The 13,475-nt window shown below is 43.7% G+C and carries 10 protein-coding genes; 5 read left to right on the top strand and 5 right to left on the bottom strand.

From position 1 onward, the window contains the following. Window positions 1-58 precede the first annotated feature (58 nt). Window positions 59-1,246, bottom strand: a complete 1,188-nt coding sequence (locus IEY40_RS04655) for a multidrug effflux MFS transporter (RefSeq protein WP_188953832.1) — start codon at window positions 1,244-1,246, stop codon at window positions 59-61. A 48-nt stretch (window positions 1,247-1,294) separates the two neighbouring features. On the opposite strand from IEY40_RS04655, the gene IEY40_RS04650 reads away from it, so the two are divergent. Next, entirely contained in the window at window positions 1,295-1,855 is a 561-nt protein-coding gene (locus tag IEY40_RS04650; RefSeq protein WP_188953830.1) for a MarR family winged helix-turn-helix transcriptional regulator, read from the top strand. A 204-nt stretch (window positions 1,856-2,059) separates the two neighbouring features. On the opposite strand, the gene IEY40_RS04645 is transcribed toward IEY40_RS04650, so the two are convergent. Beyond that, entirely contained in the window at window positions 2,060-2,776 is a 717-nt protein-coding gene (locus IEY40_RS04645) for a FadR/GntR family transcriptional regulator (protein WP_188953828.1), read from the bottom strand. Window positions 2,777-3,236: 460 nt separating this feature from the next. On the opposite strand from IEY40_RS04645, the gene IEY40_RS04640 reads away from it, so the two are divergent. The 4 genes from IEY40_RS04640 (at window position 3,237) to IEY40_RS04625 (ending at window position 8,522) form a co-directional block, all read left to right on the top strand. Beyond that, window positions 3,237-4,913: an FAD-binding protein gene (locus IEY40_RS04640; protein WP_188953826.1), complete on the top strand. Its 1,677-nt coding sequence runs from the start codon at window positions 3,237-3,239 to the stop codon at window positions 4,911-4,913. 67 nt (window positions 4,914-4,980) lie between these two features. Next, a complete protein-coding gene (locus IEY40_RS04635; RefSeq protein ID WP_188953824.1) occupies window positions 4,981-5,337 on the top strand; it encodes a cytochrome c3 family protein in 357 nt (118 codons plus the stop codon). Between the two features lie 57 nt (window positions 5,338-5,394). Next, window positions 5,395-6,651 carry an OprD family outer membrane porin gene (locus IEY40_RS04630; protein WP_229777007.1) on the top strand — a complete coding sequence of 419 codons (1,257 nt, stop codon included), beginning with the start codon at window positions 5,395-5,397 and terminating at the stop codon, window positions 6,649-6,651. 101 nt (window positions 6,652-6,752) lie between these two features. After that, window positions 6,753-8,522, top strand: coding sequence for a tannase/feruloyl esterase family alpha/beta hydrolase (locus tag IEY40_RS04625; RefSeq protein ID WP_229777006.1), 1,770 nt, complete (start codon window positions 6,753-6,755; stop codon window positions 8,520-8,522). A 225-nt stretch (window positions 8,523-8,747) separates the two neighbouring features. On the opposite strand, the gene IEY40_RS04620 is transcribed toward IEY40_RS04625, so the two are convergent. The 3 genes from IEY40_RS04620 to IEY40_RS04610 all read right to left on the bottom strand — a co-directional run bounded on the left by IEY40_RS04620 (window position 8,748) and on the right by IEY40_RS04610 (window position 13,404). Beyond that, window positions 8,748-9,479: a CBM9 family sugar-binding protein gene (locus tag IEY40_RS04620; RefSeq protein ID WP_188953822.1), complete on the bottom strand. Its 732-nt coding sequence runs from the start codon at window positions 9,477-9,479 to the stop codon at window positions 8,748-8,750. A gap of 493 nt (window positions 9,480-9,972) precedes the next feature. Beyond that, a complete protein-coding gene (locus IEY40_RS04615; protein WP_188953820.1) occupies window positions 9,973-12,168 on the bottom strand; it encodes a malate synthase G in 2,196 nt (731 codons plus the stop codon). 285 nt (window positions 12,169-12,453) lie between these two features. Beyond that, a complete protein-coding gene (locus tag IEY40_RS04610; protein ID WP_188953819.1) occupies window positions 12,454-13,404 on the bottom strand; it encodes a LysR family transcriptional regulator in 951 nt (316 codons plus the stop codon). Between the last annotated feature and the right edge of the window lie 71 nt (window positions 13,405-13,475).

Raw genomic sequence — 13,475 nt, 5'->3', positions numbered from 1 at the left:
CACCCAACTAAATTGAATGTAGCTGAGGTGTTTACTTACCTTTTGTTAAGTAAACACCTCAGCCTCGATGTTCGGCGCAATCTAAAGCAGCTTCCTTTTTACCTTTTGGCAGTAAAATATTGGCTGCGATAACTAACATCAACATCACTAACACCACAGGCCATAAAGTCCCGTTATAAATTTGGGTTGTCAGCCCTCCCATTAACGCGCCACCGGTAAACTGCCCTGCCCCTAACAATGCTGATGCTGAGCCGGTATTTTCGGTAAACTGACTCATGTACAACGCATTAGCATTGGGCATAATAGCGCCAAGCATACCTACGGCTCCCATAATGCCAAATACAAACAGATACAACGAAGCGTCAAACACAGTAAAGCTGAGTAACAGCAACACAAAAAATGCCTGACACAAAATGGCCACTCGCAACAATGTATGGGCCGGCTTACGGTTAAGTAATGTTGAATTGCTTCTATTTACCAATATGTTCATCACCGTATTAGCGGCAAACACCAATCCGAATATTTGTTCACTCAAACCAAACTGAACCTGGTAAATAAATGAGGCATTAGTGATAAACACCATCATGACACTATAGCCGCACGCCTGTACCAACAAGTAGCGCATGGCTGTGGTGTTTTTCATCACTAACAGATAACGCCGATACGCAGGGATTTTCGCTTGCTGAGTTTTAGTGGGGCATTGAGGTAATGACTTAGCCACAAGGATCGCGACAAACACTGCATAGCCCGCGGTAAAATAGAAAATATTCTGCCACTTGCCTGTTAACAGAATTAGCGCACCAATACTCGGGGCAATGGCCGGAGCGAGCACCATAATAAGTGCGATTAAGCCAAACAGTTTTGCTGCGGCATTTCCGCTCTCTCTCATCCTAACTAACGGCGCAACACACACACCTGCAAATCCACCACCAACTGCTTGAAAAATTCGCGAAATTTGAATCACATTAAGGTCACTGGCAGAAGCAATAACCCACGAACTCAAGGCATAGAGCAACAAGCCACCCACAATAATGCTGCGTTTTTCAAAGCGATCTGCAAGCGGACCACCAATAAGCTGGCCCAACGCCATACCCACAAAATAAAAACTGACCGTCGTGGCAACAGAATCAATACCCACACCCAAATACTCTGACATGGAGGGGATTCCTGGCAAATAAGCATCAACCGCAAAAGGGCCCGCGGCCATCACCAACGCCATCAAAAAGACAAAATGCCCCTTAGACATAACACCTCACCAACATCAATTATTATCTTTCCAGGAAGATATATTACCTTGAGCTTACCTTTCCAGCAAGATACAATGACGATTCAATCGTATATTAATGAAGCGACAGCGATGATAGAGAAGTTTGAAACCTTTCTTTCTTTAATGGAAGAAAACTGGCCAGAAGCCTATAAAGACATGATGCAATCACTACCATTAATTGATAAAATTCAATCTATTAATGAAGAAAAGCGCAGTAAGGTAATGGCTGAGTATGGTTTGCAGACCTCTGATTTTGGGCTACTCACTGCGCTAAGAAGAACCCCCGCACCACACCTACTGATGCCCACACAAATTATGGACTACATGCTCATCAGTTCCGGCGGCTTAACCAAAGCACTGTACCGACTTGAACAAAAAGCCTTAATATCCAGAAGCCCTTCTTCAGAAGACGGCCGAGTCAAGCGTGTGCAGTTAACCGCAAAAGGTAAACAGGTCATAGAAGAAATTGTTGTTAAGGTGCAGGAAAGTCACAGATTGATGAACGCAAGCTTTTCTGAACAAGAAAAAAATCAACTTGATATGTTATTGAGAAAATTACTCAATACACTAGAGGCACCTGGTAATTAATTGATGCAATCAGTCAATAAGGGTCCGTAAAGACAAAGCGATGCTATAGGTCAAATCACGCGCATCTATTCAATAGTACATACTTGATATTGCCAGTTAAGTGTCCAAATAGCATTGCGAGGAGAATAAAAGTAGGATTATCAACTCATCCCAAACAGTAAAAATGTGGCTAAAAGTCCAAGCTAAAATAGATAAATATGAATGCTATTGAGTATGTCGATATTCTTCTTCAATGCCATCAAGTAAGACTAAAAAGTCTAATAAATGCGCTCTCATTGCTTGCTCTGCACCAGCCTCATCGCCTGCAATCACAGCATCAATAATAGAATGATGCATGCCCGGGGGATGTATTTTATCAGTATCAGGTTGAAACTTACTGGAAATTGAACCCACTAACTGAATCAATGACTTATCAATAGCGGTTAAAAAGCGGTTATTACACATATCTGCCAGCAAATAATGAATTTTGCTTCTTAGCATGACAGTTTCAGGGTATTCCAATGTCAGGCTTTCATTGGCATTCGCCTCGAGTAACAATTTAGCATGCTCAGGAGTACAGTGTTTTGCCGCAAGACCAGCAACAATGGGTTCAATATGTAAACGCGCTTGGCAGATCTCATTAAATGACATTTTACCTAAAAAGAACAAATCGTTGCAGTCACTACTTAACCGATCAAATGTCATTTCTTTTACAAAAGCACCGCCAGTAGCGCCTTGCTTAATGACCACAAGTCCGCGGGCTTCTAACGATTTTATCGCTTCTCTAACAACCGTGCGACTCACGGCAAATTTTTCGATCAACTCGCGCTCCGAGGGCAGTTTATCACCCGCGGAAAATCGCCCTGAGAAAATAGCTTCTCTGAGCTGATTAAAAACTTCATCAGATGCCTTTATCTGCTTGATTGGTTTGAAGTTATTCAAAATACGTCCTTACGCTACTTTATCGTCCAATTGTAACACAGCGTCACCACCAAAGAGTACTACTGTTAAACCTAAAGCAGTAAATATAATTCCCCTTTAAAAAACAATAGATTAAATAACCTCGCAACCCTCTTTACCTCATCAAAAACTCCTGCTAGGAGCCCTGCTGTTTCACAAATAGCTTATTTAAGCAGCAAGTCACAAAATAATTAATTTTGCGGATGGCTGCAAAAATTTAACAACCAACGCTTATTGTGAAACGTTATATGTCATACATTTAACGTATCGAAAGTGGAGAGTAAAAATTAGTCATGACTAATAACAAAGGCTTTATCTACTTTTTGAACAAACCTACTTAAGTTAGTAGAAAACAGTCGTTCTAAGCGGTTATGACCGGGTTCTATATCAAAGTCTTGATGACGGATCTGCCTCGAGCCGTGAGGGGTAAAGGAGTTTTAAAATGAGTAAAAATGATTCAAACAAGTCGAATGAAATCGACCAATATACCCGCAATGTCCTGCAAAATGGTCTTTCACGACGCAGTTTTTTAACTCGTGCCGCTATGGGTACTGGCGCCGTAGCTTTTACAGGTCTTACTGGCAGCATGGCCACAGCCTCAACAGATGATTGCGTTAAAACGGCCAAGAGCTCAGATGGTGGTGCAACGCTCGAATTCATGCCAAAACCGAAACCGATTTCTGACAGAGATATTGTTTCAACTCAAACATTTGATGTCGTTGTCGTTGGTGCAGGTGCATCTGGTGTACCCGCTGCGTTATCTGCTGCTGAAAACGGTGCCAAAGTAGCGGTATTGCAAAAGCAAGCCATTGTGGTTTCGCAAGGTAATACAGGATCTGGCATCGATTTAGCCAACAGTGACAAAGCCGCAGTAGAAGCCATGGTAAACCGCTTAATGGGCGACAGTGCCCACCGCTGTCACCCTGAACTCGTGAGAGAATGGGCATACAACTCTGGTGAAGCCGTTTCATGGGTGATCGACCGCGCTAAAAAAGGTGGCGCACAAATCGTTGACCAAGGCACTAAAGTACAACATGGCATTCATGGAGTTACCGAACATAAACTTAACTTTGTTACCTCATATTGTGGACCTAAGCCTTACACCACAGGTGACGGCATGCGTGATTTAGCTAAAGTGGCAGAAAAAGCTGGGGTTAAATTCTTCTTCAACATGCCAGCTCAGCAACTTGTTCAAGATGACTCAGGCAAAGTGATTGGGGTTATCGCCCAAGACCGTGACGGTAAATACCACAAATACATGGCCAAAAAAGGCGTGATTTTGTCTTCAGGTGATTACCAAAACAACGAAGCAATGTGTAACTTCTTCATCCCTGATTTGAAAAACTTTGAACGTAAACAAATGGATCGTACCGGTGACGGTTTCTCAATGGCATATTGGGCAGGCGGCGTTATCGAACCAATTGGCCACACCAAAATGCTCCATGACTTTGATGCAGGCCCTGCGTCAATGTGTGATATGCCGTTCCTTGCCGTCAACCGCAAAGGTGAGCGCTTCGTCAATGAAACCGTTGCTATGTCACTGATGAATAACTATCTACGTGATGAAGAAAATGCCGGTCACTACTCGCAAGTCTTCGACGCGAACTACATGGAACAAGCAGCGAACTGGCCAGGCAAACTCTACTCGCCAGAGCAGATGAAAGTTTACATGCCTGAAGATCCATCACCAAAGATTGGCGTTTACGAGTCTCAAATTAATACCTACTCAGCCAATACCTTAGAAGAGCTCGCAGTCAAACTTGAATGCGACCCTAAAACCTTCGTTGCCAATGTGAAGCGCTACAACGAGCTATGCAAAACCGGCAAAGATGATGATTTTGGCAAGCCTTCATCAAAAATGCTGCCAGTAGTGAAAGCACCTTTTTACGGCATTCATCGCCGCATGCGTATCTCAACCTTGTGTTCAGGCATGCTCGTGGACAAAAACCATCAAGCACTGGATGCAGACGGCAACAAAATTGGCGGTTTATTTGTTATCGGTAACCTTGGCGGTGGCTTCTATGGCGGTGTCGACTACCCACTCACCGTATTCGGTTTGTCATTAGGACGTTGCTACACATTTGGTTACTTAGCAGGTAAGTACGTCGCTAAATTATAAAACCCAAAAACAAATAAATGGCTGCCAAACCTTTGGCACCTTTTAAACAGAATGATGGAATAACATTATGAAAAAATTAACACTGCGCAACATCATGCTTTGTCTTGCATTGAGCTTTTTCGCAAGCAGTACAATGGCTGAAACACCCGCATTACTCGACCAAACCCATGCAGCTAAAGGGCTCAAATGTGCCAGCTGCCATGGTAACGCCGAACAACGCGAAGCGGTCACTATGACCAAATGCATCAAATGTCATAACACTGAAAAATTGGCAAAAAAAACCAAAGATGTAAAACCAACAAACCCACATGAAAACCGACATTTTGGCACCGAAACCGACTGTGCGAAATGCCACAACGTACACCAGAAGTCTGAAAACTACTGCGGTAGTTGTCATCTTCGTTTTGACTTTGTCGTTCCGTAAATAGTTCACGCTTGCCGATATTTAGACCATAACAAGTAAATACGAAACAGGATGAGAATGATGAATATTAATACAAAATTACTGCCGCTAGTCGTAGCATGTCTAGCCGCCAGCCCAGCTTTTGCCGCTGAGCCCATGGCAAACATATTTAATGATGGCAGCTTAAAAGGTCAATTCCAACTTTTTGATTTTCAACGTAACTTTGATGGCGATAGCACAGATAGACAAGACACCTCTTTCGGTGGTTTATTTTACCTGCGTTCTGGCGAAGCCAATGGCATCAGTTTTGGCGGCTCATTTGCGTCAGCAAACCCAATATGGGAGTCAAATAACGATGGCCTTTACGGTCTTGTGGGTGGTGGGGCACCTGGCTCAATTGTCGAGCGTACCGCTGTTAACCGTTTACAAGAGTACTTTGTCAGCGGCAATTGGTACGACACACAAATCGTGGTAGGTGCACAAGAGTTACGTACCCCAATGATGAACCCATTCCCATTACGCGCAATTCCGTTCACCTATCGTGGTGCTAGTATTAAAAATACCTCGATAGAAAACGTCGCAATATCAGCACTGTACATTACCGATTACATGGGCTGGACAGACGAAGAGTTTAATAATGTATCAAGCGGGATCCGCAGTGAGTTTGCTCGTAAAGGTGTCATTGTCGATGTAGAAGACAACCCAATTTATGCCCTAGGCTTAGACTACAACCTGCCAATTGATTCAGTAAAAGCCAAAACAAGTCTGTGGTACTACACCATGGAAGACGTATATAACCAGTACCATGTAAAACTCGATGTCAGTGGCGAAATGGGCGCGGCTAATTGGTACTTTATACCGTCTTATCTTAAACAAGACTCAACAGGCGAACTTGACCAAAGTGTTGCGCAATTTGACACATACCAAGCGGGTTTCCACCTTGGCGTGAGATGGAACGGATTTGATGCCACAGTAAAATATGTCACCACAGGTGACGGTGACGTAGTTGCGCCATTTGGCGATGAAAAAGTCATCATCCAACAAGTGGTTCAATCAGCACGCGCTAACGAAGATGGCTACGGCTTACAGCTTGCTTATCAATTTGCACCAGATTCTGCATTAAGTGGCGTTAGCACTTATGTTAACTGGGCAAACTATGAAATTGATGGCGACTCGAGCCAAGACATCGACGAAACCGACTTTTCAGTGGTGTACGATCTAGCTAAATATGTTGACGGTTTAAGCGTACGCGCACGTCATGCCATTGTGAACTACTCAACAGGCGACGACTTAACCGATACGCGTTTCTACGTTTACTACAAGTTCGCAATTTAATCTTCGTAACAAAAGCTTACGCAGCTTTCATTAAGTAAAGGGCCACCGCTCCCGGCCCTTTTACTTTTTGATTGACTCTCAATTCGCAAAAAGGATTTCCCGTGAAACTAAATACAATAGCCGTGTCTATTGCCATGACGCTTGCGCTAACAGGCTGTGATAGTGACGACAAAGACACAAGCCTACCGATTTTAACCGCCGCCCAACCTGCCACATTAATAAACTGCACATCGCTAGTTGATGCTTTTAACTTTGACGACACCGAAATCACCTCAGCGGTGATGGTTGACGCCGGCGAGGTTGACTACGATGGCAGTGGTGTCATATTTAAATCACCCGCTCACTGCGTGCTAACCGGTAAAATGGAACAGCGTTTAGGTAAAGGGTTGCAAGGTAGTGAAACCCAAGAATATGCCATCGGCTTTGAAATGCGCATGCCAACCGATTGGAATGGACGCTTTCTCTACCAAGCAAATGGTGGCTTAGACGGCCGAGTGAACAAAGCCTTAGGTCGTTTTTTAATAACCGATGACTATGACGCTACCGCACTTAACAAAGGCTTTGCAGTAATTAGCTCCGATGCTGGGCACGAAGGCTATGGTCAACAATATTTTGGACTCGATCATCAAGCACGCATTAATTATGGCTACGGTGCTGTTGAAAAGCTCACCCCAATGGCAAAAGCACTCATCTTGGACGCTTATGGCAAACAACCCGACCGTTCTTACTTTGCCGGTTGCTCTAACGGTGGCCGTCACACTATGGTCGCTGCAACCCGCTTTCCTGAAATGTACGACGGATTTTTAGTAGGCGACCCAGGTAATGACTTACCTCAAGCCGCTGTTGCACAATTATATGGCGTACAGCAATTTGCCAATTTAATCCCAGTTAATACGCCTTTAACCACTGCCGATGAAATCAATGCCGCCATAGTCAGCACCGTCACCGCGCAAGAATATACATTATTAGCTAATAGTGTCAGCGAGCAATGTGACACTTTAGATGGCGCAGCAGACGGGATGATTAACGACCTTGTTGGCTGTCAGCTTGCCTTTGATATTGACCGTGACGTGCCACTTTGTACCACTGAGCGTGATGGAACCTGTTTAACTGCCGAGCAAAAACAAACGCTAGGTAATATTATGACAGGGGCACAAACCTCAGCTGGCGCAGCACTTTATACAAGCTTCCCTTACGATGTGGGCATAGGTGCCAGTGGTTGGGCAAGTTGGGAAATGTCAGCCGCCTTTAGCCGCGATGCAGGCACTGTAGCAACGGTATTTTCAACGCCGCCAGTCGAATTCAATGACTACAACACCTTTGCCGATGCAGGGTTAATTGAAGCCTACAACTACGCTGTGAACTTGAACTTAGATGAAGCCCAAGCCGCAATCAATGCGACCACCAGTGAGTTCCCTGAATCATCAATGTCATTTATGGCCTTAGGTGGTGAAACGGACTATGACGTATTACGTGAACGTGGCGCCAAAATGATCTTAGTGCATGGTACAGCCGACCCAGTATTCTCTGTGCAAAATACCATTGACTGGTACAAAGCTGTTGATGAAGCTAATGCGGGTAATGCTGATGAATTTGCCAAGCTATACCTTATTCCAGGCATGAATCACTGCGGTAATGGCCCAGCAACCGATCAAGTCAATACGATTTTAGATGACATCGTGGCTTGGGTAGAAACAGGCACCGCACCTGAAGCCATCACCGCCAATGCGCGCGAAGCCAATACTGAGCTGCCAGACAATTGGGCTAAAGACCGCTCTCGCCCATTGTGTCCATTCCCACAAGTAGCCACATACAATGGTTCAGGAGACATAGAACTCGCAGAAAGCTTTAGCTGTGTGGCCCCAGAGTAATTCCCCCAAGAGAATTACCCTCGCTCCACTACACAAAATGGGTTGCCATATTCGGCAACCCATTTTTTATCCAATAAACATTATCAAACCAAAGCCTACAGTCATTTATGGTTGTAGCAACACACGCTGGCAAAGTTTGACAAAATCAGACGATGTCACAATTACTAATAACTGCTTTTGCACTTGTGTGCTGATCGCCTCGACAATGGAGCATCTGGTTAACGTTTAAGGGTAATGTTTAAGGGTAATATGGCCAAACACATTGGCGTCGATAAAGCCTCTGTTTTTGTCACCGTTAACTGGGGGGATCTCATGGGAACCCATAAAATGCTCCCTTACAGGGCTGCCATCGTTATCGCAATAGGCGAGCATAAAACCAATCACTTTATTTGGCGTTAGCAATAAAGGCTTATCTTCCTGGCCTTCTTTAAAGTCATTAGGATACAGCTTAATCGCCACTTCCCAAATCACGTTGTAAGGCGCTTCACTACTGCGCTGCCACCGGCTATTGACATGCGAGGTATACAGGTGAGCTTGTTTGTCTGGGCCATAATCAGCCGCCTGATTATCTAGACCTATATGATAAGCAAATGCACTGTGGTTAAACTGATGATCGCCGCCTGAGGCATCGCTATCAATAAAAATCTCTAAGGTGTCATCATCCCAATAATTCACCGTAGGGTCGGCATGGGTATCAAGCAACACATCGTCGGTAATTTCAGCTTGCAGATACAAATAATGCTCATCCCACAGTAATTTATATTGACCACTAAAATCACTCGCAGAATCAGGCAATACTCCATCCATTAAATACGGCATAGTCTGCCACTTAGCTTGCTGCCATGCTGCATCGGCAACCCCATCAATCTTGATAGGCGTTGCAGTATATTCAACATCCATAGCAAACAGTGTCGGGCTACTAAACAGTAATCCCAAAGCGAATAACGAATATTTCATAAAGCTCATTTCTAGTCGGTTTTATATAGACTCGCTTAATCTGACAGCGAAAACAATCATAAATGTGATCTGTGATTAAAGCTCTGCATCTGAAATAAATCGGCCCAACAATCTGGTCAAAACACCGCAGGCTAGCGGGTACGTTAAAAGTTTATACCATTACGCGTTAATAAGTGATGGCACAGCGAGAGTTTAAAAGGGCTTAAATAAGGCGCATGACTGAATGAATAGTGGTTCTCTTTCGAAGTCATGCAACGCAGTGTAAGCCTTTTTAAAACTCGCCTGAAAGGAATGCTCCAGCAGCTTTTGCTCTGCGTTCTCGCGATTTGAAAGGGAACACCATTACTGCATAGCGACGCCTAAATCAAAAACTGCTGGACGCATTCTGAGTGGTCACTTATAAAATGGCCACAAAAAAGCCCTAATCTTTGCCAGATCAGGGCTTATATACTGAGTGACTACATCAACTCAGAGCCGGTAATAACGCTAAAAATTAACCTGCTTTAGCTTTAGCTTGAATTCGATAAGCATGTAGCAAAGGCTCAGTGTAACCAGAAGGCTGGGATTTGCCTTTAAAAATCAAGTCGCATGCCGCTTTAAAGGCGATGCCGTCAAAGTTAGGCGCCATATTAGTATACAGCGGATCACCTGCATTTTGAGTATCGACCACCGCAGCCATTTTTTTCAACGCGGCCATCACTTGTGCTTCACTGCATATGCCATGCTCAAGCCAATTAGTTAAATATTGCGATGAAATTCTCAAGGTTGCTCTGTCTTCCATCAAGCCGACATTATTAATATCAGGCACTTTTGAACACCCCACACCTTGATCAATCCAGCGCACTACATACCCTAAAATACCCTGGGCATTATTTTCTAGTTCAAAAGTAATTTGCTCATTGGTGAGTGTTACCCCTTCAGCAAGTAAAGGTATGGTCAACAAATTGTCAATGCTAGCACGTGGGCGTTGTTTAATTTGTTGCTGAACATCTGCCACATTAATTTGGTGATAATGAATAGAATGCAGCACGGCACCATTTGGCGAAGGCACCCACGCTGTGTTTGCGCCAGCTTTAGGATGAGCCGATTTTTGTTCAAGCATCGCTGCCATTTCATCTGGCATTGGCCACATGCCTTTACCGATTTGAGCACGACCTTGTAAGCCACATTCAAGTCCAATATCAACATTCCAATCTTCGTAAGCACTGATCCATTTTTGCTGCTTCATCACCGATTTAGGCACAAACGCACCCGCTAGCATGGAGGTATGCAACTCATCACCCGTACGATCAAGAAAGCCAGTATTAATAAACACGACGCGATCTTTGGCTGCCCTAATGCACTCTTTTAAATTCAGTGTCGTTCTGCGCTCTTCATCCATAATGCCGACCTTAATAGTATTACGCGGCAGCTTGAGCGCATCTTCTATCTTAGCAAACAGGTCACAGGTAAATTGCACCTCTTCAGGGCCATGCATTTTGGGTTTTACAATATTCACCGAACCTTTGCGGCTATTACTACGACCATTATTGTTACCTTTAAGGTCATGCATCGCAGCAAGCACAGTGATCATGCCATCTAGTATTCCTTCAGGCACTTGGTTGCCATTTTTATCCAACACAGCATCAATGGTCATCAAGTGACCCACATTACGCACAAATAGCAAACTTCTACCGGGTAACGTCACTGTTTCTATATCTGTACTTTGGTTGGCATTAGCAGCGGTATAGACGCGATCATCGTTGAGCTCTCTTACAATCTCTTTACCATTTTTAGTCAGCGAGGCAACTAAGTTACCTTGCATCAAACCTAACCAATTGCGATAAACTTCAACCTTATCTTCAGCATCCACTGCAGCGACAGAGTCTTCACAGTCCATAATGGTGGTAACAGCGGCTTCAACCAGTAAGTCTTTAACGCCAGCGCGATCGCTGCCACCAATAACACTGCTTGGATCTATTTGAATTTCGATATGCAGACCATTATTAACTAACAAAATAGCACTTGGTGCATCGGCACTACCTTGGTAACCCACACACTTATCGGTTTGGGCTAAGGTTGTAGTCGAGCCGTCAGTTAATTGCATCCGCAACACACCCGCGTCGAAATAATAACGAGTCACATCAGCATGGCTGCCTTGTGCTAAGGGCGCAGCGGTATCTAAATGTTGTTTGGCAAAAGCGATAACTTTATTACCGCGTATTGGGTTGTACTGTTTAGTTTGCTCGGCGCCATCGTCTTCAGATATTGCGTCAGTGCCATACAGTGCATCATACAAGCTGCCCCAACGTGCATTGGCAGCGTTAAGCGCAAAGCGAGCATTTTTAACCGGCACCACCAATTGTGGTCCAGCTTGCGCGGCAATTTCATGGTCGACATTTTCAGTGCTAATTTGAAAAGCCTCACCCTCAGGCACCAGGTAACCTATTTCAAATAGAAAAGCTTTATATTTTGCAGGGTCAAAATCTTTGGTGGGATGGTCAATATGCCATTGATCAATTTGCTGTTGTAGTTGTTGTCTTTTTTCTAACAGCTTCGCATTAACGGGAGAAAATTCATTAATAATGTCCTCAAATTTTGCCCAAAAGGTTGCTGAATCAATGCCAGTACCTGGGCAAATGTCACTGTCGACCAATTGCCACAACTCTTGTGCTATGTGTAATCCACCTACTTGAATACGTGCTGTCATGTTATATCCCTACCTTAATTTCTGTGCGTTGACCGTAAACTCAGTCCTAAATCATATGCCTTAAATCATTGGCCCTAAATCAGTAGTCCCAAATCACTAGCTCAAACTCATTCCACTGTTAACAGCTTACTGTTCATACGCAGTAATTCTTTACTCTATATCAAAGTTATCTCATTTATCCAATTTATGCTTATTATCACCACTATTCACCAAAGATATGGCAAAATGGTGTTTTTTGGTTAATTTACAACATATACGTAACTAAAAATCACAATAACAGTAAGATTAAACATCGCCTCTATTTATCTCTTCTGCGGTTTTAGTAATAAGTTGACGCATCCATTGATGCGCTGGATTATGTTGAAGCAAAGGGCTCCAGGCCATAGTTAAGGCGATGGGTTGAATAATAAAAGGCGGCGGAACAATACTCACTCGCTCATTATTGATGTGATGACGTGCCATCTTACTTGGTATGGTTGCGATCAAATCTTGTTGCTCAGCCAACAAACAGGCGGCTTGATAATGGCGTGTAAAAACGGTGATCTGACGTTTAACCCCCATTCGCGTTAATGCTTCATCTACCCAGCCCAAACGCTGAACATCATCTGGGTTCATCCCTACCCCAACGCCCATCCCTGTTTTACTCACCCACACATGCTTAGCTTTTAAATAACTGTCTAAAGAAAACTTCTTTAGAACAGGATTACCCTTACTAATCAAGCAGCTAAAGTCATCACTCCACAAAACTTTTTGATGAAATGATTGCGGAATACTGTCGAAACGATTGATCACCATATCGACTCTTCCTTGTTCTACATCAGGGAAACTGACATCACTTGGGGTCATGATATCTAAAATAATGTTAGGTGCTTGAGTACGAAGCTTGGCAATAAGCGGCGGAATTAACGTCGCTTCTGCATAATCACTTGCCATAACACGAAAGACTTTATCGCTTTCTAGTGGATCAAAATGGGCACGCGGTTGCACGGCTTTTTCCAGCCCAATAATCAACTCACTAATAATGGGTTGTAATTCATTTGCGCGTTCGGTCGGCGTCATACCCAGACTAGTGCGAATAAGTAAGGGATCATCAAACAAGTTTCGTAAGCGTTTTAGGCCATTACTCATTGCAGGTTGGCTGATCCCAAGTTGGTCTGCCGCTTTAGTCACGTTTCTTTCACGCAGTAAAACATCTAAATAAACAAGGAGGTTCAAGTCGATACGAGATACATTCATATGGTGAATACCGAAGATAGTAAGCATAAATTAGGTTTATTTAACCAAATCTAACTATTATTATCAACGTA

The organism is Shewanella ulleungensis (genome assembly GCF_014648315.1).
Taxonomy (GTDB): domain Bacteria; phylum Pseudomonadota; class Gammaproteobacteria; order Enterobacterales; family Shewanellaceae; genus Shewanella; species Shewanella ulleungensis.
This window is presented reverse-complemented; position numbering and strand designations above follow the sequence as displayed.

What these genes read in the sequence shown, in the direction of transcription:
- IEY40_RS04615 (WP_188953820.1), bottom strand. Translation starts at nt 12,168, where the DNA reads ATGACAGCACGTATTCAAGTAGGTGGATTACACATAGCACAAGAGTTG.
- IEY40_RS04655 (WP_188953832.1), bottom strand. Translation starts at nt 1,246, where the DNA reads ATGTCTAAGGGGCATTTTGTCTTTTTGATGGCGTTGGTGATGGCCGCG.
- IEY40_RS04610 (WP_188953819.1), bottom strand. Translation starts at nt 13,404, where the DNA reads ATGAATGTATCTCGTATCGACTTGAACCTCCTTGTTTATTTAGATGTT.
- IEY40_RS04620 (WP_188953822.1), bottom strand. Translation starts at nt 9,479, where the DNA reads ATGAAATATTCGTTATTCGCTTTGGGATTACTGTTTAGTAGCCCGACA.
- IEY40_RS04640 (WP_188953826.1), top strand. Translation starts at nt 3,237, where the DNA reads ATGAGTAAAAATGATTCAAACAAGTCGAATGAAATCGACCAATATACC.
- IEY40_RS04635 (WP_188953824.1), top strand. Translation starts at nt 4,981, where the DNA reads ATGAAAAAATTAACACTGCGCAACATCATGCTTTGTCTTGCATTGAGC.
- IEY40_RS04630 (WP_229777007.1), top strand. Translation starts at nt 5,395, where the DNA reads ATGATGAATATTAATACAAAATTACTGCCGCTAGTCGTAGCATGTCTA.